We start from the raw sequence: 19,560 nt of genomic DNA on the forward strand, positions 1-19,560 counted from the left end.
TCTCTCACTGCGGTCGGGATGACACCGGATGTGCGTCGTGCGAGAGATCAGTTGCGTCGAAAAGAACGCTGGACAGCCGCCCCCTATCCGGCGCCCCTGCCCCGCGACCTACCCGGCCGATCGCTCCGACGACATGCGCGAACCGAACGCGCCGGCCTTCGCGAACTTCTCGATCGCGGGCGCCTGCCAGCCGAGCCACTCCGAGAGCACTTCGCCGGTGTGCTCGCCGAGAATCGGCGGCGGCGTCGAGGGCGCCGGCGCTTCGTCGTCGAACCGGATGGGGCGAGCCACGAAACGTAGGTCGCCGGCAACGCGATGCGCGACCGATTGCACCATGCCGCGCGTGACCAACTGTGGCGCCTCGCACACCTCGCCCACCTTCTTGATCGAGCCCGCCGGAATGCCTGCGGCACGGAACGCCGCCAGCCAGGCCTCTCGCGTCCGCGTCGCGAAGATCGGCTGCAAGAGGGCTGCGAGCGCGGCACGGTTCGCGGCCCGCTTGGGCGCGGCATCGAAGTGGCCATCCGCCTCCAGGTCCTTTCGATCGATGACCGAGCAAAAGAGCGTCCAGAATTTGTCGTTCGCCACACCGACGTTGATCCACCCGTCGCTCGCCTCGAATGTCTCGTACGGACTGATGGTGGGATGCACATTGCCACGGCGCTTGGGGTTTTCGCCGGTGGCGAAATACATGCCGGCATTGAACGTCAGAAGGGACGCCATCGCGTCGAGCATCGACACGTCCACCCTGCCGCCCGTTCCCGTCCGTTGTCGCTTCACCAGTGCCGCGAGCACCGCCTGCGATGCATAGAGGCCGGTCACGAGATCGGCGATCGACGTGCCCACCTTCATCGGCGGACCGTCGGGATCGCCCGTGATGTCCATCACGCCCGACTCTCCCTGAATGATCAGGTCGTATCCCGGACGATCGGCGTCCGGGCCGGTCCGTCCGAATCCCGAAATGCTGCACTGGATGAGGCCGCGGTTCTCGCCGCGGAGCGCCTCGTAGCTCAAGCCCCACTTGTCGAGCGTACCGGGCCGGAAGTTGTCGATCACGACATCGGCTACGCTTGCCAGAGCGCGCACGATGTCCCGGCCGGCCGCCGACTTGAGGTCGACCGCGCAGCTGCGCTTGTTGCGATTGACGGACAGGAAGTAGGCGCTCTCGCCCGCGACGAAGGGAGGACCGTAACGGCGACTTTCGTCGCCGTTTCGAGGATCTTCGATCTTGACCACGTCGGCGCCGAGATCACCGAGATGCATGGTGGCGAATGGCCCCGAGACGACCCGGCAGAGATCCAGGACCTTGAGGCCGCTGAGCGCTTCGGCGTCAGACGATCGCATCGGCCAGATCCGCCATCGTCGGCACCAGGATGTCCGGCTGATAGGGTGTTTCGCCGAAGGGACGGCGGCGGCGGTCGATGAAGGCCGTGCGCATACCGGCTGCCTTCGCACCGATGCAGTCGAACGCATGATTGGCAACGAAGAGGATCTGATCCAAGCCGACGCCGCACAGTTCCGCGGCCTTCGTGTAGGTTGCGACATGTGGCTTGAAGGAGTTGGCCTCGGCGACGGAGATGACCTGGTCGAACGGTATCTTGTGATACTGCTTTGCCGTCTCGAGCATGTCGGGATCGCCGTTCGAGAGCACGACCAGCCTGTACCTCGTGCGGAGCCTCGCGAGCGCTTCCGGGACCTCCGGGAACGGCTTCAGCTTCTCGATCTCGCCGACGAGATACCTGACCTCGTCCCTGGTGTACTCGATGCCGGCGCGATCCATCACGTGGGCCACGGCGCGCTGACCGATCTCGCGGTAAGACGTATGCTCCTTGTGGAGCAGCGCGTCGATCATCGAGTTCTCGAAATGGTTGCGTCGCCACCACGTCACGAACGAATTGGGATTGCCCTTCCAGCCCTTCTTCTGGAGGAACGGGGTGGCAATCGCCGTGAGACCGCCCTGCATGTCGACGACGGTGCCGTACTGATCGAACATGCACACTTTCACATCCTTGATCGCGTCGTCGGTCATCGTGCCCATCCCTCGGGTTGTCCTTCAACGGGTGCACACTTATGCGGTCGATCCTCATCTGTTAAATGGATTTATTGTCTATTAATATTCATGAAAGCAATGATTGGGAAGAGCATATCGCTGCGTTCGATCGACCTGAACCTGCTGGTCGCTTTGGATGCCCTGTTGTCGGAGCGGCATGTCACGCGCGCGTCCAGACGTGTGGGACTCAGTCAGCCGGCCATGAGCAATGCGCTGGGCAGATTGCGAAGGATGTTCGGCGACGAGCTTCTCGTTCGCACATCGACCGGCATGATGCCCACGCCGCGCGCCACAGAGCTCGCGGAACCTTTGCAGCAACTTCTGCGCCAGGTCGGACGCGTCCTCGAAAGCGACGCCAGCTTCGACCCGAAGACCTCGAACCGCGCCTTCAACATTCGGATGTCGGATATCCTGGGCTGCCTCATTCTGCCGCCGCTCATGGCGCGCAAACCGGCGACGTCGCAGACGACCTACAACATTCTGCATCTGCCGCCAGCGGATACTGTCGACGCCCTCGAGAGGGACGAGATCGACGTAGCGGTCAGCATGCAGCTCGAGCCTTCCAACGCAATCCGCGCCGAGAAAGTCCTTAGTCCTTAGAGCCTATCCGGAAAGAACTTGAGTCGGAAGAATCTGTTGTGATTCATTGTTCGGCACTCTGTGGTTTGAGACAGGTGCCAGATGTGGACGACAGAGCATCGTCGGGCTCATGAGCGCAAGGCGCTGCGCTACCCCAGCGATTTGACGGATGCGGAATGGGCACTGGTGGCGCCGCTGATTCCCCCCGCCCGCCGTGGCGGGCGGCCGCGCGACGTCAATATGCGGGAAGTGCTGAACGCCGTGTTCTATCTGCTGTCGACCGGTTGCCAGTGGGACGCCTTGCCCAAAGACCTGCCGCCCAAGAGCACGGTGTACGACTATTTTGCGCTCTGGCGCTCGGATCGGACTCTGCTGCGCCTGCATCAGGCCCTGTATGTCCAGGTGCGCGAGGCGGCGGGACGCAAGCCCGAGCCGACAGTAGCAATCCTCGACAGTCAGAGCGCCAAAGCGGCGCAAAAAGGGGGGCCTCGATCGATCCGCAAGGCTACGACGCGGGCAAGAAGGTGACCGGTCGCAAGCGACATATCGTCGTCGATACGCTCGGCCTGTTGCTGAACGTCGTCGTCCATCGCGCCAATGTGCAGGATCGCGACGGCGTCCGCCGGCTGCTGCGCAACGCAAGACGCCGCTTTCCCTCGATCCTCAAACTCTTCGCTGATGCCGGTTATCAAGGGCCACGCGTCGCCCAAGTCGTTGCCGATATCGGCTCCTGGCAGATCGAAATCGTCAAGCGCACCGAGGCGCACAACTTCAGCGTTCTGCCCAAGCGATGGATCGTCGAGCGAACCTTCGCCTGGATCTCTCGCAACCGCAGGCTCGCTCGTGACTTCGAACGCTACGCCTGCACCGTCGTCGCCTTCATTCGCCTTGCCATGATCCGACTCATGCTCAGGCGCTTGACCAGGCCAATACATTGTTCCTGAATCACAACTTCTCGGATCGGCTCTTACCGATCGCATGGTCTGCATCATGCGCGCCGGTCATCCGATCGCCGATCGAGCGCTCACCGTCGAGAACTTCATCGCACAGGAGCACATGAAGCAGTCGATGAGCCCGACCGACATGCGCTTCGTCGACGATGTCCTCGCCGGCATGGGATGCCGGCGGCGAATAGCCTTGAACGTGCCTCACTGGCTCGTGATGCCCGACATCCTCAAGCAAACGAACCTTCTGGCCGTGATGCCCGGCCTCCTGGCTGCGGCTCAGATGGACGACGGTCTGCGGATGCGCGCACTGCCGTTCCGATCAGAACCCTTCGACTGGATGATGTACTGGCATCGTCGATACGATCAGAGCAAAGCGAACTGCTGGCTGCGCGAAGAGCTGCGGCAGGTGTGCGCGAAACTGGCACCCCGGCCGCGTCAGCCCTTGTCGGCGAGGCCGAGGCGATCGCAATCGGTGGCCAGGGCGGCGCCCGCCAGCTCGGGCCGCGGGATATAGAGCGTGCGGGGGTCGACCCTCTCCGTCTTTTGAGCGGGTAAGGCGATCGGATAGCGCGTCTCCTCGGCATGGTCGTGCAAGAGCTTCTCGACATTGTACTGGCGGCCGAACTTCCAGAGGGTTTTTACGAAGTTGACCAGGCCGCGCGCAAGATGGCCTGCGGCGATCGCGGCGCAGCTCCAGAGCGCCTGCCAGCCCATGTGCTTGCGGGCCAGGATCTGCTGGGTCCGCACCAATTCCTCGTAGAACTTGCGCAGCGGCAGCCGCGTGGGCAGCACGGCGTGCTGCACGTCGAACAGCTTGTAGTTGCGGGTCGAGAGGCCGCGCGCGTCGGTCGCCCAGGTCTCGGTCCCGGGATAGGGTGTGTTGACGGTAAGGTGCACGATCTCCGGCACCGAGGCGGACCATTCACGCACCAGGGCGAAGCGGGCCTCGTCCCAGTCGGGATCGGCGATGATGTTCACCGCCCGGAGATGCCGAGCGAGCGCGCGTATTCGAGCGCCTCGAAGCTCTTGCCGAGGCTCACCCGCTTGCGGTGCCGCCGCAGCCCCTCCTCGTCGATCGCCTCGACGCCCAGGAACATGTAGCTGAGGCCGAGCTGCTTCCAGCGCGCGAACACCTCCTTGTTCTTCAGCAGCACGTCGCAGCGCGTCTCGAGATAGTACTTCTTGCGGATATTGCGGCGCTCGACCTCGTCGGCGATCGCCTGGCCGTGCTCGGCGTGGATGAAGGCCACATCGTCGACGATGAAGACGCCAGGCTCGCGCAGCCGCGCCAGGTCCTCGCCGATCACCTCGGCGCCGACCTTGCGGTAGCTACGCCCGTAGAAGGTCCAGGCGCTGCAGAAGGCGCGGTTCCAAGGGCAGCCGCGCGAGAATTCGACCGACGCGCAGGGATCGAGCACGCCGATGAAGTACTTGCGCCGCCGGACCAGCAGGTCGCGCGCCGGCAGCGCTGCGTCGAGCAAGCCGATCAAGCGCGGCGCGGTCCCTCGCCCCCGGTCGTGACCACGCCGGGAAGCGCGCCGAGCGCCCCGCGCGTGGGCCAGGATCTCGCCGGCGGTGAAGCTCGCGGAGTGGCCGCCCACGAAGACGAGCGTGTCGCGCAGCAGATCGCGCGTCAGGCGCGCGAGGTCGACGACCTCGGGAATGTTGGCGAGGTAGTTCAGCGAGAAGCCGACCGCGTCGGGCCGCCAGGTGTCGAGCATCTTCCGGAAATGCCGGTGCCGGAAGACCTGCAGGTCGAGCAGCCGCACCTCGTGGCCGGCCGCGCGGCAGGCCGCCGCCACCCGTTCGAGCCCCAGCGGCTCGAGCCGCAGATAGACCTCGGTGTACATCAAGCCGCTGGGATGAACGAGCAGGACCTTCATCTTGCGCTCCCCATGCCGGTTCAACAGGCCGCATCGGCCGGTCAGTAGTCGTCGCCCGTCGCCCTCTTCACCTCGTCGTAGAGCAGGCGGTGGCCACGCTCGCTGAAATGGATGTCGCCGTGGATGAAGTACTTGCGCACCGCCACGTCGGACGGCTCGCGGAAGAACGGTGCGAAGCCGTCGATGAAGCGGACATGGCGCGCGGCGGCCCACGCGCGCCAGTGCGTCACCTGGATGCTGTCGCGGTCGCCTGCCACGATGTTATCCGGCCACGGATAGACGACCAGCGTCATGCGGCAATGCCAGTCGTGGCACATCGTCACGATCTGGTCGAGGTTGCGGCCCGCGATCTCGAGGCCACGCCGGCCCCACTCGTTCATGAGATCCGGGTCGAACGTCCATCGGGCGCGATCCTGACCGAGAGAGCCGACCGTGGCCAGCGAGGAATGCAGGTAGAGGTCGTAGGTCAGCCGGAAGGTCGCGAAATTGCCCAGCAGAAATTGACCGATATTGTACCAATGGAAGGGCGACGACGTGACCACGCCGTCGGCTCCGACGCGATAGACGTTGGCATCGTCGTAGATGTCGGAGAGATCGAGGAAGACGTAGATCTCGACCGGCTTGATGCCGAGCTCATGAGCGACGGCGCGGATCTTGCGGAAGTAGATCGCCGGGCTGTAGGAGGCGACGCCAAGGTTCCATACCGCCTTGCCCTGCCGTGCGGCGTCGCAGGCCATCAGGCCGGTGAAGCTCTTCTCGTAGCTCGAGCCGATCGGCTCGACGAAGGAATCGCCGATGACGAAGATCGCCGGCCGGTCCTTCTCGGCCTCGCCCGGCGCGCACTTGCCGATCCTGAGGCCATAGCGGTCCGTGTGCCAGGGATAGTCAATGGTGCCCCACACGCGCGTCGAGCTGGCGTTGGGCGCGAGATCATGGTCGTAGGGGGTCCTGATGTAGGCCTGCGTATAGGCCGAGGCCGCGTCCGCCCATTCGCGCTTCCAGCCCGAGAACACGGTCGCGAGCAGGGCGTAGTCGAGGGCCAGCGTTATCGCCAGGATGACCAGCACGCGGCCGGTCGCGCGCAACAGCCACAGGGCCGCCCGCGAGGCCGACCTGCCCAGATCGCCGATCCTGCCGACAACGACGCTCGTCATCTCCGCGGGATATGCTGCGCGAGCCGGTCCTCTCCAATCAACCTCTTTTGCTCGCGAAAGGAGCAGCTACAGCCCGGCCTTGACGAGGCCCTCGCGCAGATGCGCCAGGTCGGCGTTGTCGGCATAGTGCATGGTCGCCAGGAACTTCGGCAGATCCAGTTCCGGATCGAGCTCGCGCACGCGCGCGACATGGGCCGCCGCGGCCGTGCGGTCGCCCAGCCAGCCGTAGCAGGCGGCGACGAAGGCATGCTGCTGGATGTCCATGGTCGACAGATGCATGAAGGCCTCGATCGCCTGCGCATACTGCCGGCCGACGAAGTGCGCACGGCCGAGGTGACTCCAGAAGCGCGCGGGATGATGCGGGTTCAACCGCATCGCCTTGCGGATCCACTCGATCCCCTCCTCGGCATGACCGAGCCAGGTGAACAGCTCGCCCATCTGCACCACGACCAGGTCGTAATTGGGATTGAGCGTCAGCGCCCTGTCCTGGTGGTAGCGTGCGCGATTGAGATCGTCCTGGGCGATGGCGACGGCGGCGAGAATGCGATGCACGTCGGCGTCGTTGTCGTCGAGCGCCAGCGCCTTGCCGAGCTCGAAGGCGACCTCGTTCATGGTCGCCTCCTTGTCCTTGCACCAGCCGTAGGTGAAGGCCTGGCCGAGGATGCAGCCGCGCCAGGCATGGGCGTGCGCATAGTCGGGATCGAGCTGCAGTGCCCGGTCGACGAGCGTCAGCGCCTCGAGGTTGTCCTCGCGCGTGCTGCGATGATGCAGGACCTTGGCCGCCAGCACGCATTCGTAGGCAGCCATGCTCGAAGGCTTCATGCGCGCGAGCTGATCGTGCTGGGCGGCCTCGAGCCGGCCCGGCAGGGTGGCGACGATGGCGGCGGTGATCTCGTCCTGGATGGCGAAGATATCGTCGAGCTTGCGGTCGTAGCGCTCGGCCCAGATGTGCGCGTCGCTCGCCGTGTCGATCAACTGCACCGTGACACGCAGCCGGTCGCCCGCCTTGCGCACGCTGCCTTCGACGAAGTAGCGCGCGCCGAGCTTCTGCGCCACCTCGCGCAGGTTGGCGGCCTGGCCCTTGTAGACGAAGGTGGAGGTGCGCGAGATCACAAACAGCTCGTGCCGCCGGCTGAGCTCGGTCAGGATGTCCTCGGTCAGCCCGTCGACGAAGAATTCCTGCTCGGGATCGCCGCTCATGTTGGTGAACGGCAGCACGGCGACCGTAGGCTTTACCACCGCCTTGGGCACAGCCTGGCCGCCGCCGGCCGCCGGCCTGCCCTCCGGCACGCAGGCCACGATCCGGTAGACCCGCACCGGGCGGCTGATGTTCTTCAGGAGCTTCTCGCCCAGATCCTCGAAGGCGACGTCGAGGCGGCCGTCGACCTGGTCGTGGACGGCGGCCGTGACGCAGATCCCGCCGACCTCGGCGAGCTGCTCCAGCCGGGCGGCGACGTTCACGCCGTCGCCGTAGATGTCACCGTCGTCGAAGATGATGTCGCCGAGATTGATGCCGATGCGGAAGTTGATGCGCCGCTCGTCGGGCACGTCGGTATTGCGCCGGCGCATGCGCTCCTGGATCTCGACGGCGCAGCGGACGGCGTCGGTGACGCTCTGGAACTCGACCAGCATGCCGTCGCCGGTCGTCTTGATGACGTGCCCCTGGTTCTTGGCGACGGCGGGGTCGATCAGCTCGATGCGATGGGTGCGCAGCCGCGCCAGCGTGCCGCGCTCGTCGGCTTCCATGAGCCGGCTGTAGCCGACCATGTCGGCCGCCAGGACCGCTGCCAGCTTGTGCTCCATCGCTTCGACCTCCGGCGCGGGCCGCCGGTCAGGCGGCCTCGCGGCGGCAGAGGCACGATGCCCGGACCGGCACCTCCGCCCGCGCCAGCGCGAGTTCCAGCCGCGACTTGATCAGGGGCGCCTCCACGGTGTCGCCGCGGCGCGTCAGGCACTCGTGGAGGCCGTGCAGGCTCCAGACATTCTCGAAATGCTGGCAGGCACGGCTCAGCTTGCCGTCGAAGCCGAGGTCGGAGCGATAGACCGCTTCCGCCTCCTCCACATGGCCCTGCTCCAGCAACAGCGCGCCGAGCGCATGGCGCGCCGGCTGCATCCAGCCCCACGGCTCGTCGTAGGGCAAAGCGTCGTCGAGCTCGACCGAGCGGCGCAGATGCCGGAAGGCGGCATCGAAGTTGCCGCGGCGATATTCCAGCTCGCCGTTCAGCATCTCCTCGGCGATGCCCAGCAGGTCCTGCACCGTGTTGTTGTGCACGCGCCGGCTGTCGGGCACGCGGGCCTTGGCCTCTAGGAAGGCGGCGCGCGCCTTCTCGGCCTCGGCGATCTCGCCCAGCGTCGAGTGCGCGACGCCCTTGGCATAGAGCATCATCGCCGTCGTCGAGCAGTAGAGCTCGCGATCCTTCGGCAGCTCCTGGGCGATGATCTCCCGCCACTTGCCGAACCGTACCAGCACGTGCTGCTTCATCGGAATGTAGCCCTCGATGAAGTCCGCCATCGGCGGCGAAGGAATGCGCAGCAATTCCTCCGGCGTGGTGTCGATCAGCTCCTGTGCCGCCTGCATCGCGGGCGTGTACTGACCCATGAACATCGCGCCATAGATCGCGAAGTGATGGTTGTGGGTGCGGTAGAGCGCATAGACGTTCATCGGCCCTTCGCGTGCCAGGAACTTGCGGTCGGCGACGATGGCCTTCTGGTTGTAGACCACGACGTCGCGATAGTGCCCGCACAGGACGTCGATATGGGTCGGCATGTGGATCAGGTGCCCGGCATCGGGCACCAGGTCGCGCAACCGGTCGCCAGCCCTGAGCGCCCGTTGCGGGAACGGCGACATCTCCATGAGATGGACATAGAGGTGCAGCAGGCCGGGATGATCCCACGATCCCGGCATGTCCCGGAACGCGCTCTCCAGAACCTCGACCGCTTCCGGGGTGCCGGCATCCGCGGCCGGTCCGCCGGTGGAAAGGTCCCACATCTGCCAGGGCGTCTCGTTCATGATCGCCTCGGTGAACACGCAGCGGACATCGAGGTCGTCGCGGTAGCGCTCGAACACGGAGCGCATGGCCTTGGTGTAGGCCTTGTCCCAGCCGGATTGATCCTCGATCGGCTCGCGCTGCGGATAGCGCGCGGGCAGCGCCTCGATCAGCGCCCGCTCGACCGGCGTCGCGAGATGGGCGCAGGCGAGCGCGCCCTGCATGGCGTCATAGGCGGCGGCGAGCGCCTTGGCCTTGCCGGCCGGATCGTAGAGATGCCAGGGCAGGTTGTAGTTCGGGCCGGCGGCATAGGCGATGCCCCAGTGGGCCATGGCGCAGCCCGGGTCGCGCTCCAGCGCCCGGGCGAAGCACTTGATCGCTTCCTCGTGATTGAAGGCGAAGACCCAGTTCAGGCCGCGATCGAACCAGACCTGCGCCTCGGGCGACTTGGTCGTGACCGGCCGGGCATACGCCCCGAGATCGTAGTAGGTCATGTCTTCCCCCACAGAAGTGGCGGCAACAGGGACACACGACTTGCCGCGTGCAACACCCCAACCCATGACCGCGGCTGACGCCAAGCCGTGTTCGATGCCTTGGCGACTCTAGCCGCCGGCGGCGACGGCCACCAGCCAAGAATGGCTACGTCAGTTTCTCCACGACGCGGCCCAGCCGCTCCAGGGTGCGCAGCACCGTTGCCTGGCCGAGACCCGGCCATTGTACGCGCAGCAGCATGTGATCGGTGCCGGTGCGCTCGCCGTAGCGGGCGATCCGGTCGACCACCTCGGCCTCCGAACCGATGATGAATCGGCTGTCGGCGAACTTGTCGAAGTCGGAGCGGATGCCGTCGGCCGGCACGAAGCCCGAGTCGCCGCCCCAGCTCGCATAGGCCTCGTACTTGAACGAAAGCGGCTCGCGCACCTCGTCGAGCGCCTTCCCGCCAGAGCTGCCCACGTGGCATTCCCGAATGACCGGGAACTCGGCCGCCGGCGCCAGGCCGGCCGCGGCGCGGGTCTCGCGGAACAGCGCGCCCAGCCGGCCCACCTCCTTCTCCGTCACCATGGGCGAGGGCATCCATGCATCGGCGAGCTTCGCCGCGCGCTTCACCGCGGCTTCCACATCGCCCGCCATCCAGATCGGCGGACCGCCCGCTTGCCTGGGCCTCAGGCTGGCGCGCACGCCGGCAAGCGTATGGAACCGGCCGCGATGCTCGACGACATCATCGCGCCAGAGCTTGCGGATCACCTCCACCCCTTCGACGAAGCGCGGCACACGTTCCTTGAAGGGCACGCCGATCGAGTCGAACTCCTCCTTTCGGTAGCCGAGCCCCAGCCCGATGATCGCATTGCCGCCGGTCAGCCAGTCGAGCGTTGCCGTCTCCTCGGCGACCACGACCGGATTGAGGAGCGGCAGCAGCAGGAGGCCCGGCCCCAGCCGCATGCCGTCGGCCTCGGCGGCGAGCCGCGCCAGCAAGGGCATGGCCTGGAACATCTGCAGCGGGCTCGACAGGAAATGCTGGCCGACCATGAGCGAGACCAGCCCGCTCGCCTTGGCCGCCCGCGTCTGCTCGACGAGGTTGGCGAGCTCCGGCCCGAGATCGGCGCCCTCGCGCCACTGCGTCGCCATGTAGAGGCCGAGCTTCATGATGCCTCCTCCTGTGTTTCGCCGTCGGGCGTGCGCGATTCACCCGGGGTGCCTTCCCGGTCAAATGCTGAGTCATCCCGAGCCGAAAGCGAGGGATCTTTCGCAACGCCGACCAAAGATCCCTCGCTGCGCCCGGGATGACACCGAAGTTCGTGGGCATCCGATCCTGCTTCTTATGACTGGCACGTTATGATTGGCACGCACTCCGCTCAGCCTCAGGCACCAGCATAAGGCTGGCCCCAGCGATCCTGATAGACGATCTGCTCCAGCGGCGCGCGCCGGGTCGGGCCGAACTTGCCCATCGGATAGCCGATCGGGAGGATGGCATAGGAATGCACGCCGCGCGGCAGGCCGAGGGCGGCCTCCGCTTCCTTCTCGTAGAGGAGATGCCGGGTGGTGAGCGTCGTGCCGAGGCCGAGCGCCCGCGCCGCCAGGATCATGTTCTGGACGGCCGGATAGACCGATGCGCCGGCGGCGCGGCCGGGATTGGCGCCATCCTCCTGGCAGGCGACGATCCAGACCGGCGCTTCGTGGAAGTGGTCGGTCAGATAGGCCACCGCTTCATGCTGGCGGAGGTAGCGCTCCTTGCTGACGCCGGGCGGCGGCTCGCTCGCGAGGTAGCGCGGGCCGATGGTCTCGTCGAAGGCGCGCTTGTAGAGGACCTGCACCGCCTTCTTGATCTCGGGATCCCTGATCACGAGAAAGCGCCAGCGCTGGAAGTTGCCGCCGTTGGGCGCGCAGGTGCCGGCCTGCAGGATCTTCGCGATCAGCGCGTCGGGCACGGGATCCGGCTTCAGGCGGCGCATCGAGCGGCAGGTCTCCATGATCTCGAACAGGTCGGGCATTGGCTCCTCCATTTTGTTTCGGCAAAGTCACGGGGCGGCGCAACGAAGAGGATGTTCACCCATGGCGCTCTACGAGCTCAGGACCTACACGCTCTACGTCGGCAAGATGGCCGAGGCGGTCAAACTCTACCAGCAGTTCGGCTTCCCGGCCCTGCAAAAGGGCGGTCACGACAAGAACCTGGTCGGCTACTTCCAGGGCGACACGGGAACCATCAACCAGATCGTTCATCTGTGGAAATTCGCCGACGATGCCGGACGCCGCGCGCACTGGGCGGCCGTCTTCGCCAATACCAATTTCACCGAAGGCTTCGCCGCCAAGTTCCGCCCGCTGGTGATGACGCAGGAGGTGAAGCTGCTGCACGCTGCCCCCTGGGGCCCGCACCCGTGAGCTGGGGGCGGACTTGAGGGAAACGGCTCACCGAGACCGAATCACAAAGTAGGTCCGGACCGATCCTTTTCCCTTAAGGTCGACAGCGCCGCGCGGCTCGATCTCATATCGGTCGCCCAACTGCTCGACCACCGTCTCCGAGACCTGGATCCGATTGGGCAACGAACCGCCTTCGAGGCGGTTTGCAACATTCACCGTGTCGCCCCAAATGTCGTAGGCGAAGCGATGCTTGCCGATGACCCCGGCGACCACGGGTCCCGAATGGATGCCGATTCGCATCTCGAGCGACCAGCCAAGCTCGTCGTTCACCTGCTCAAGCTTCGTCAGCATGCCCAACGCCATTTGCACGACGGCTTCACAGTGATCCTCGCGCGGCTGCGGAATGCCGGCCGCCACCACATAGGCATCGCCGATTGTCTTGACCTTCTCGACACCCAGCGCGGCGGCAAGCGCGTCGAACTCGGAAAACAGCCGGTTCAGGTACTGAACGACCTCGGCAGGAGTGGCCGCCGCAGAGCGCGCCGTGAACCCGACGAGGTCGGAAAAGAGCACCGTCGCCTCATCGACACCGTCGGCGATCAGCACCTCGCCCTGCCCCAGACGATCGATGACTGGCTTCGGCAGGATGCTGAGCAAGAGACGCTCGAACCTGGCCGCCTCCTCCTCGAGCCGCGTCAGGTACTGCCGCTCCTGATCGCGCCAGCGCTTCTTGCCAAGGGAAGCGTTGATGCGCGCGCGCAACAGGACAGGATCGAAGGGCTTGGTCAGATAGTCTTCGGCACCGGCTTCTATGCACCGGATGGCGCCTTCGGCTTCGTCGAGGGCAGATATCATGATGACTGGCACCCGCCGCAGCCTCTCGTCGGCCTTCATCCGGACGAGCACCTCCAGGCCGTCGAGATCCGGCATCATCAGGTCGAGAAGGACAAGGTCGAAGTCCTCGCCTGCAAGTGTCTCGAGCGCCTGGCGCCCGCCATCGGCCATGGCGACCCGATAGCCCTCGCGGATCAGCCGTCGAGACAAGACGTCACGATTGGCTTCAATATCGTCGACTACCAAAACATGACCGGCACCCCCGCAGTCGGGCGACCCCCCGGCCGGCAGCAAGACATCCCGAAGAGGATCATGGCCGGCAAGGGGCATCGCCAGAGGTTCTGCATCGGCCGCGGTCCGGCTTCGCGTCGAGGGAAAGCGGATGACGGCATCCAAATGAGACAGCAGTTCGCGCGCGCTCGCGTGCAGCTTTGCAATGTCCGATCGCAGATCGGTGAAGTCCGTGTCGGCGAGACCCTCGATCAGCATCTCGCCATAACCGATGATGGCATTGAGCGGCGTGCGCAGCTCGTGATGCAGGGTATGCTCTTCGTTCGCGGCGTCGGGCTGCGAAGCGGCCCGGCGAGCGTCGTGCCAGGACAGCAACCGCGTGACCCTGTCCACAAGCGTTCGCGCCGCTGCCAAGATCAGCTCGATGTCCCGGACGGGATCATCCAGTGTCCGCCGACGCGCCTCCTCATAGGCGATCTCGGCGTACCCGACGATCGCGTGGACGGGCGCGATCAGCTCCTGTCGAACATGCCAGAGCCAGGCTCTTCGAGCGCGTCGATCGTCTTCCGAGGACGAGTCCGTCACGTCAGGCGGGTCCATTCGCGGCGCCTACGCTTTCCGGGCGTATGTGTGCCGCGCCATGAAATTGTCGAAGGGGTGCTCGGCCACCTGGAACCACAGCTCCTCGTCGCCGAGAAACCGTTTCCATGCGTCGTAGACGTTCTTGAACCCAGCATTCCTGCCAGCGACGTCGTCGTACAGCTCGACTGCGGCCTGGAAGCAGGCCTCGAGCACCGGCCGCGGGAACGGCCTGAGCTGAGTGCCGCCCGCCACCAGGCGCCGCAGCGCCGCCGGGTTCTCGGCATCGTACTTTCCGATCATCCAGTTGGTCATGTCCGAGCAGGCGAGTTCCAGAAGCACCCGGTAGCTTTTGGGCAGCGACTCCCATTGGGCAATGTTGACGTAGACCACCAACTGCGCTTGCCCTTCCCACCAGCCGGGGTAGTAGTAGTACTTGGCTATTCTGTGCAGGCCGAGCTTCTCGTCGTCGTAGGGACCGACCCATTCGGCGGCATCGATGGCGCCCTTTTCGAAGGCCGAGTAGATGCGGCCGCCCGGGAGCGCCTGTGGGACGACGCCCAGCCGGGCCAACGCCTGTCCCGCCAGAACGCTGCCTATGCGGAACTTGAGGCCTTTGAGATCGTCAACGGTTCTGATCTCCTTGTTGAACCATCCGCCCATCTGCGCGCCGGTATTGCCGGCCGGGATCGGATAGACGTCATACTTCCCAAAGAACTCGCGAATGAGCTCACGACCGCCGCCATGCCGCATCCAGGCATTCTGCTGGCGTGCGTTGAATCCGAAGGGCATAGTCGAGTCGAATGTGAAAGTCGGATCCTTGCTGGAGAAGTAGTAGCTCGCGGTATGGCCGAGCTCGACCGTCTTGTTATGCACGGCGTCCAGCACCTCGAAAGCCGGCACGATCTCCCCTGCGGCAAAGACGCGGATCTGGAACTTGTTGTCGGTGGCCTCGGCGATGCGCCGGGCCAGAAACTCGCCGCCGCCATAGATCGTGTCCAGGCTCTTGGGGAAGCTCGACGCGAGGCGCCACCTTATCTCGGGCGCGGATTGTGCAATTGCCGGCGCCGCGATGGCGCCAAGCGCCACGCCGAGTCCGCCGGCTTTCAGGAATGGGCGTCGTCGCATTGATTTCCTCCGTGTCGGGTTACACAGACGCGCGTTCCTTCACTGGCGTGCGTTGGGGAAGAAGCCGATCGATCGCCGCCAACAGGGCCGCCCCGTCGGCGTCACCCTTCTGGACGAATCCCTGCATGTGACTGTTGAGCTGCGCCCGCTCCTCGGCCGTCAAAGTTTTCGCGGTGACCACGACGATCGGGATATCCTGACAACGTGGCTCCGCGCGGACCCGCGCGATGAACTCGAAGCCGTCCATTTCCGGCATCATGATGTCCAGCAGGATGACGTCGGGGCGTGCCTCGGCCAGCCGCTCCAGCCCGGCCAACCCATGTTCGGCTTCGACGACGGTGCAGCAATTCTTCTCCAGGATGCTCCGCATCAGCTCGCGGGTCGGCGCGTCGTCTTCGACGATCAGCACCCGCCGCTCGGCCAATTGCGGGTGGCATCGCCGCAGACTCTGCAGAAGTTGCTCCCGTCCGACGGGCTTCATCAGATAGTCCGAGACGCCCTGCGATATCGCGAGCTCCCGGGTGTCAGTAACCGACACCATGATCACGGGGACGTCGGCGAGCGCCGGATTCTCCTTCATTGCGGCGAGGACCGTCCAACCGTCCATCTGTGGCATCAGCACGTCGAGCGTCACGATGTCGGGTCTTGCGGCGCGGGCAAGCCGCAGCGCTTCCTCGCCGCCGCTCGCCAGGGTGACCGCATAGCCGGCCCGCTGCAGGTATCGCCTCAGAAGATCCCGTGCGCCTGGATCGTCATCGACCACGAGGACAGAGGGCGCGCCGTCGGCGGACAGGCCCTCCACATTCGCGGCCTCTGGGGACGCCTCCGCCGCAGCGGCGTGCGCCAAGGCCGGGAGCCGGGCGGTGAACACCGTGCCCTTGCCCGGCTCGCTCTCGAGCGTGATGTCGCCGCCCAACTGCCGGCAGAAACTTCGGCTGATGGCGAGGCCGAGGCCGGTGCCGCCGTACGCGCGCGTCGTCGATGCATCGGCCTGGGTGAAGGCCTCGAACAACCTCGCCTGCTGTTCGTTCGTCATGCCGATCCCGGTGTCGCTCACGTCGAAGAAAATCCAGTCGGCGTCCGGGCTCGACCCGCGACGGGCCGTCAGAGTGACGACGCCGTTCCGTGTGAACTTGCAGGCATTGCTGAGCAGATTCAGCAAAGTCTGCCGGATCTTGGTCAGATCGCTGCGCATTGCGCCGACGGCGTCGGAGCAATCAACTTCCAGCCGGTTGCCATTCTTTGCCGCAAGCGGTGCTATCGTTCCCGAGACCGATTCGATAAGGGGACGGACCTCGAAGTCCTCGAGGTAGAGCGTCATCTTGCCGGCCTCGATCTTGGAGAGATCGAGAATATTGTCGATCAGCGCCAGGAGATGCTTTCCGGCATCCTGGATCTTCTGCAGGTCCGCGGCGTCGGCTTCGCGGCCGCCGTCCTGTGCGTCCTCGAAAAGCATGTCGCTGTAGCCGATGATCGCGTTGAGCGGGGTTCGCAGCTCGTGCGACATGTTCGCGAGAAACTGCGATTTGAGCTGGCTCGCGGCTTCGAGCTCCCGGCCCTTCACCCGGACTTCCTGGAACAGCCGCGCGTTCTCGATGGCGATCACCGACTGCGAAGCGAATGTCTGCAGCAGCGTCACCACGGATTGCGCGAACCGGCCCGGCGAGCGGCGTCGAACAACCAGCGCGCCGACAATCAAGCCGTCACGCAGCAGCGGCACCGCGAGAAGGGCACGCATCCCCGCACCTAGCAACAGGCCGCGCAACCTGTAATCCTGCTCGTTCTCGACATCCGGGATCTCGACCGGCGCGCGCACCGCCGCGCAGCGACCAACCACTGTGTCGCCGATGCGAATCCGCGATTGCCTGAGCGCCTCCACCAGCTCGCGGCTCAGACCGTAGTTCGCCCTCGGCTCGAACACCCCGGCCGCCGGATCGAACTCGTAGATCGTGCCGGCGTCGCCGCGCGACAGGTGCACGGCATGGCTGACGATGGTGGCGAGCACGGTGTCGAGGTCGAGCGAGGAGCCGACCGCCCGCCCGACTTCACCGAGCGCCCGAAGCTCCTCGACCGAGCGCGCGAGCTCGTCGGTGCGCTCCGCCACTCTCCGCTCAAGCTGTGCTGCAGTCTCCGACCGCTCGGCCAGCAGCCGATCCAGCTCGATGGCGTTGCGCCGGAAGACATCGACCGCCTTGCCCATTGCCGCGATCTCGTCCGTCCCGTGGGTGGCGACGGGCGTGTCGGTCTTGCCTCCGGCGATTTCCAGCATCACGCTGCTGAGCTGTGTCAGGCGAGCCGCGACGTTGCGGCCGACATAGAGCCAGACAACGAAAAAGGAGCTTAGCAGGGCGAGCGCTGCCGCGGCGAGAAGGATCGTCTCGGCATAGGTCTTTGCAGATTGCGCGGTATCGCTGGCCGCCGTGATCTCGTCGCGCGACCTGTTGAAGACATGCCTGACCGCCTCCCTCAAACGCACGGACAGATCCTCGCTTTCCGCGATGAGCCGCCTGCTCTCGCCGTACGCAGTCAACTCCCGATGCCGGAGGGCGACGATGCTGCCGTCTCCTGTGACGCCGGCGCGCAGGCGGTCGATCGGTTCCGACAGTGCCGCAGCGACATCCGGTCCGGCGTCCCGGGCGAGCTCGTTCATCGTCGAGATCGACGTCCGCGCGCGTTGCTGAATATCGTCGATTTGGGCGACGTCGGTGGTCTGCGCCGCACGAACGAGGAATGCGAACGCTGTGCCGGCTTCGCGCTGGATTTGCACCAGAGAGGCGAGAGCGGCGACCGCTCGGTCAAGGGCCTGCAGACTGGCATGACGTTCGGGGGCCGCCGTGTCGGGCGCCGCAATCGTCGCCTGCAGCTCCGCGACCCGATTGCGCAAAGCGGCAAGGTCGGGTGCCAGCCGGTCGGCGACCTGCCGGTTCGCGGCGAAGATCTCGTCGGTGAGCTTCTTCTTCTGATCCTCGACAGAAAGGCGCGCCAGCGTGGCCGATCGAATGTCCGACACGTTGTCGCCGAGCTCCTCGAATATGTCCTTGATCTCGTTGAGCATGTCGACGTCGAGGTCCGCGAGCGACAGCACGACAAGCTCGTTCGAGGCGCTCGCCAGCCCGTTCAGTGTCTCGGCCGATCGCGAGTCGACTTCCTGCTCGCTGGTGGCGTTCGGCACCTCTGTGGCGGCGGCGACGATGCTCTCGGTCTGCCGAGACAGTTCGGCGGCCGCCAAAGACGGCGGTACAGCCTTGACCGTGACCTGGTTGAGGGCCCGCTCGACAATGTGAAGACTGTAGAGCCCGACGGCGGCGGCAATGACGACGAACAGGCTGATGACTGCGAACGCCAGAAGAAGGCGACCCCTCAAGCCGAAGGCGACATTGCGCGCGGCTGGGGTCGAACCGTTCATGTTCGGCGCGCCGGACTCGTCGTCATGGTCGTCGGCGTGCCTGCTTCCGGGCCGCCAGCAGGCGCTCGATCTTCTCGATCAGTCGCGGCAACTCGATGGGCTTTGTATCGTAGTCGTCGCATCCGGCTTCCAGCGCCTTGTCGCGGTCGCTGTCCATGGCATGGGCGGTGAGGGCGATGACGGGAATGCCCCGAAGCTCGGCCGACGCCTTGATGCGCCGCGTCGCCTCCCAGCCGTCGATGATCGGCAGGCTCATGTCCATGAGAATGACGTCGGGGCCATCGCTCATTGCCGTGATGACGCCGCGTTCGCCGTCCTCAGCCATGATCACCTCATAGCCTTTGCGAGTCAGGCGCCGAGACAGCATGTCCCGGTTCATCTCGTTGTCCTCGACGATCAGGATTTTGGTCACGGTCTGTTGCCCCGGTCGACGACCGTCTGAACTACCGACTCACCACTCCCCTTCCCCGCGGCCCGGCCCCAAGCAACACTCCGGACACGACAGTGTTGCTCTCGAAAGGCGCGTTTGACCAGCGGAATCCCGCGAAGGGAGCACGATAGCGACGACTTTCGGGCGCGCCATCAGGGCAGCTACCCCCGCAACACAAGGTCATCGTCATATGCGACAGGGACTTTCACGGAAACCCCGGTGTCGGTTCGAGGCCCAGCAGGAGGCGGCCGGCGCTTTGCCATGTTCCTTCCGACAGGAAGGCGTGTTGCAGCACCACCAGGGCGTCCTGCAGCGTGTAGGCGAGGGGATGATCGGTGAAGATCCCGGTCGTCCCGGAGATCGTATAGGCCATCCGGGCGACGTCGGCGCCGACCTTGGCGGCGTTGCTGGCGCCCAGACGCAGCAGCGTTCTCATCTCGAGATCGAGTTCCCCCGCCGGCCTCGAGCGTCTCGTAAGCCTCGTCGGTCGTCTCGTAGA

Annotated in this window: 17 protein-coding genes and 1 pseudogene; 4 read left to right on the forward strand and 14 right to left on the reverse strand. The window is 65.4% G+C overall.

Annotated features, from left to right (window positions below; translation table 11 throughout):
* Nucleotides 1-108: 108 nt before the first annotated feature.
* Both OJF58_RS05710 and OJF58_RS05715 read right to left on the reverse strand, forming a co-directional pair.
* Entirely contained in the window at nt 109-1,344 is a 1,236-nt protein-coding gene (locus tag OJF58_RS05710) for a CoA transferase (protein ID WP_300782459.1), read from the reverse strand.
* Entirely contained in the window at nt 1,331-2,029 is a 699-nt protein-coding gene (locus tag OJF58_RS05715; protein WP_300782462.1) for a haloacid dehalogenase type II, read from the reverse strand. Before OJF58_RS05715 ends, OJF58_RS05710 begins: the two co-directional genes overlap by 14 nt.
* A 90-nt stretch (nt 2,030-2,119) precedes the next feature.
* Here OJF58_RS05715 and OJF58_RS05720 point away from each other — a divergent pair, with 90 nt between their 5' ends.
* From OJF58_RS05720 to OJF58_RS05730, 3 genes and pseudogenes are all read left to right on the forward strand, one after another.
* Nucleotides 2,120-2,650 carry a LysR family transcriptional regulator gene (locus OJF58_RS05720; protein WP_300782464.1) on the forward strand — a complete coding sequence of 177 codons (531 nt, stop codon included), beginning with the start codon at nt 2,120-2,122 and terminating at the stop codon, nt 2,648-2,650.
* Between the two features lie 81 nt (nt 2,651-2,731).
* Nucleotides 2,732-3,573 (forward strand): annotated as a pseudogene (locus tag OJF58_RS05725) (IS5 family transposase).
* A 46-nt stretch (nt 3,574-3,619) separates the two neighbouring features.
* Nucleotides 3,620-4,090: a LysR substrate-binding domain-containing protein gene (locus OJF58_RS05730; RefSeq protein WP_300782467.1), complete on the forward strand. Its 471-nt coding sequence runs from the start codon at nt 3,620-3,622 to the stop codon at nt 4,088-4,090.
* On the opposite strand, the gene OJF58_RS05735 is transcribed toward OJF58_RS05730, so the two are convergent.
* From OJF58_RS05735 to OJF58_RS05765, 7 genes are all read right to left on the reverse strand, one after another.
* Nucleotides 4,012-4,554, reverse strand: coding sequence for a hypothetical protein (locus OJF58_RS05735; protein WP_300782469.1), 543 nt, complete (start codon nt 4,552-4,554; stop codon nt 4,012-4,014). The two genes, OJF58_RS05730 and OJF58_RS05735, sit on opposite strands and share 79 nt — an antisense overlap.
* Nucleotides 4,551-5,459 (reverse strand): cobalamin-dependent protein, encoded by a 909-nt coding sequence (locus OJF58_RS05740; protein ID WP_300782472.1) that lies wholly within the window; start codon nt 5,457-5,459, stop codon nt 4,551-4,553. The genes OJF58_RS05735 and OJF58_RS05740 overlap by 4 nt, the downstream gene beginning before the upstream one ends.
* A gap of 41 nt (nt 5,460-5,500) precedes the next feature.
* Nucleotides 5,501-6,613, reverse strand: a complete 1,113-nt coding sequence (locus OJF58_RS05745) for an SGNH/GDSL hydrolase family protein (protein WP_300782476.1) — start codon at nt 6,611-6,613, stop codon at nt 5,501-5,503.
* 66 nt (nt 6,614-6,679) lie between these two features.
* Nucleotides 6,680-8,416, reverse strand: coding sequence for an adenylate/guanylate cyclase domain-containing protein (locus tag OJF58_RS05750; RefSeq protein WP_300782478.1), 1,737 nt, complete (start codon nt 8,414-8,416; stop codon nt 6,680-6,682).
* Between the two features lie 28 nt (nt 8,417-8,444).
* Nucleotides 8,445-10,094 (reverse strand): hypothetical protein, encoded by a 1,650-nt coding sequence (locus OJF58_RS05755; RefSeq protein WP_300782480.1) that lies wholly within the window; start codon nt 10,092-10,094, stop codon nt 8,445-8,447.
* 145 nt (nt 10,095-10,239) lie between these two features.
* Nucleotides 10,240-11,241: an LLM class flavin-dependent oxidoreductase gene (locus tag OJF58_RS05760; protein WP_300782483.1), complete on the reverse strand. Its 1,002-nt coding sequence runs from the start codon at nt 11,239-11,241 to the stop codon at nt 10,240-10,242.
* 215 nt (nt 11,242-11,456) lie between these two features.
* Nucleotides 11,457-12,086 (reverse strand): nitroreductase family protein, encoded by a 630-nt coding sequence (locus OJF58_RS05765; protein ID WP_300782486.1) that lies wholly within the window; start codon nt 12,084-12,086, stop codon nt 11,457-11,459.
* A 61-nt stretch (nt 12,087-12,147) separates the two neighbouring features.
* On the opposite strand from OJF58_RS05765, the gene OJF58_RS05770 reads away from it, so the two are divergent.
* Nucleotides 12,148-12,474 carry an NIPSNAP family protein gene (locus OJF58_RS05770; RefSeq protein WP_300782488.1) on the forward strand — a complete coding sequence of 109 codons (327 nt, stop codon included), beginning with the start codon at nt 12,148-12,150 and terminating at the stop codon, nt 12,472-12,474.
* A gap of 27 nt (nt 12,475-12,501) precedes the next feature.
* Here the strand turns inward: OJF58_RS05770 and OJF58_RS05775 are convergent, their stop codons facing one another.
* The 5 genes from OJF58_RS05775 to OJF58_RS05795 all read right to left on the reverse strand — a co-directional run bounded on the left by OJF58_RS05775 (nt 12,502) and on the right by OJF58_RS05795 (nt 19,497).
* The gene (locus OJF58_RS05775; protein ID WP_300782491.1) at nt 12,502-14,118 is read right to left on the reverse strand and encodes an adenylate/guanylate cyclase domain-containing protein; all 1,617 of its coding nucleotides are present in this window, start codon (nt 14,116-14,118) and stop codon (nt 12,502-12,504) included.
* 9 nt (nt 14,119-14,127) lie between these two features.
* Nucleotides 14,128-15,225 (reverse strand): TRAP transporter substrate-binding protein DctP, encoded by a 1,098-nt coding sequence (dctP, locus tag OJF58_RS05780; RefSeq protein WP_300782493.1) that lies wholly within the window; start codon nt 15,223-15,225, stop codon nt 14,128-14,130.
* Between the two features lie 19 nt (nt 15,226-15,244).
* Nucleotides 15,245-18,631, reverse strand: a complete 3,387-nt coding sequence (locus OJF58_RS05785; RefSeq protein WP_300782496.1) for a response regulator — start codon at nt 18,629-18,631, stop codon at nt 15,245-15,247.
* 22 nt (nt 18,632-18,653) lie between these two features.
* Entirely contained in the window at nt 18,654-19,043 is a 390-nt protein-coding gene (locus OJF58_RS05790) for a response regulator (RefSeq protein WP_300782499.1), read from the reverse strand.
* Nucleotides 19,044-19,266: 223 nt separating this feature from the next.
* Nucleotides 19,267-19,497, reverse strand: a complete 231-nt coding sequence (locus OJF58_RS05795) for a hypothetical protein (RefSeq protein ID WP_300782502.1) — start codon at nt 19,495-19,497, stop codon at nt 19,267-19,269.
* Nucleotides 19,498-19,560: the final 63 nt, after the last annotated feature.

This window comes from Enhydrobacter sp. (assembly GCF_030246845.1).
GTDB lineage: Bacteria > Pseudomonadota > Alphaproteobacteria > Reyranellales > Reyranellaceae > Reyranella.

Coding starts and splice junctions, on each gene's coding strand:
- OJF58_RS05710 (WP_300782459.1), bottom strand. CDS start 1,344: ATGCGATCGTCTGACGCCGAAGCGCTCAGCGGCCTCAAGGTCCTGGAT.
- OJF58_RS05715 (WP_300782462.1), bottom strand. CDS start 2,029: ATGACCGACGACGCGATCAAGGATGTGAAAGTGTGCATGTTCGATCAG.
- OJF58_RS05720 (WP_300782464.1), top strand. CDS start 2,120: ATGAAAGCAATGATTGGGAAGAGCATATCGCTGCGTTCGATCGACCTG.
- OJF58_RS05730 (WP_300782467.1), top strand. CDS start 3,620: ATGCGCGCCGGTCATCCGATCGCCGATCGAGCGCTCACCGTCGAGAAC.
- OJF58_RS05740 (WP_300782472.1), bottom strand. CDS start 5,459: ATGAAGGTCCTGCTCGTTCATCCCAGCGGCTTGATGTACACCGAGGTC.
- OJF58_RS05745 (WP_300782476.1), bottom strand. CDS start 6,613: ATGACGAGCGTCGTTGTCGGCAGGATCGGCGATCTGGGCAGGTCGGCC.
- OJF58_RS05750 (WP_300782478.1), bottom strand. CDS start 8,416: ATGGAGCACAAGCTGGCAGCGGTCCTGGCGGCCGACATGGTCGGCTAC.
- OJF58_RS05755 (WP_300782480.1), bottom strand. CDS start 10,094: ATGACCTACTACGATCTCGGGGCGTATGCCCGGCCGGTCACGACCAAG.
- OJF58_RS05760 (WP_300782483.1), bottom strand. CDS start 11,241: ATGAAGCTCGGCCTCTACATGGCGACGCAGTGGCGCGAGGGCGCCGAT.
- OJF58_RS05765 (WP_300782486.1), bottom strand. CDS start 12,086: ATGCCCGACCTGTTCGAGATCATGGAGACCTGCCGCTCGATGCGCCGC.
- OJF58_RS05770 (WP_300782488.1), top strand. CDS start 12,148: ATGGCGCTCTACGAGCTCAGGACCTACACGCTCTACGTCGGCAAGATG.
- OJF58_RS05775 (WP_300782491.1), bottom strand. CDS start 14,118: ATGGACCCGCCTGACGTGACGGACTCGTCCTCGGAAGACGATCGACGC.
- dctP (WP_300782493.1), bottom strand. CDS start 15,225: ATGCGACGACGCCCATTCCTGAAAGCCGGCGGACTCGGCGTGGCGCTT.
- OJF58_RS05785 (WP_300782496.1), bottom strand. CDS start 18,631: ATGAACGGTTCGACCCCAGCCGCGCGCAATGTCGCCTTCGGCTTGAGG.
- OJF58_RS05795 (WP_300782502.1), bottom strand. CDS start 19,497: ATGAGAACGCTGCTGCGTCTGGGCGCCAGCAACGCCGCCAAGGTCGGC.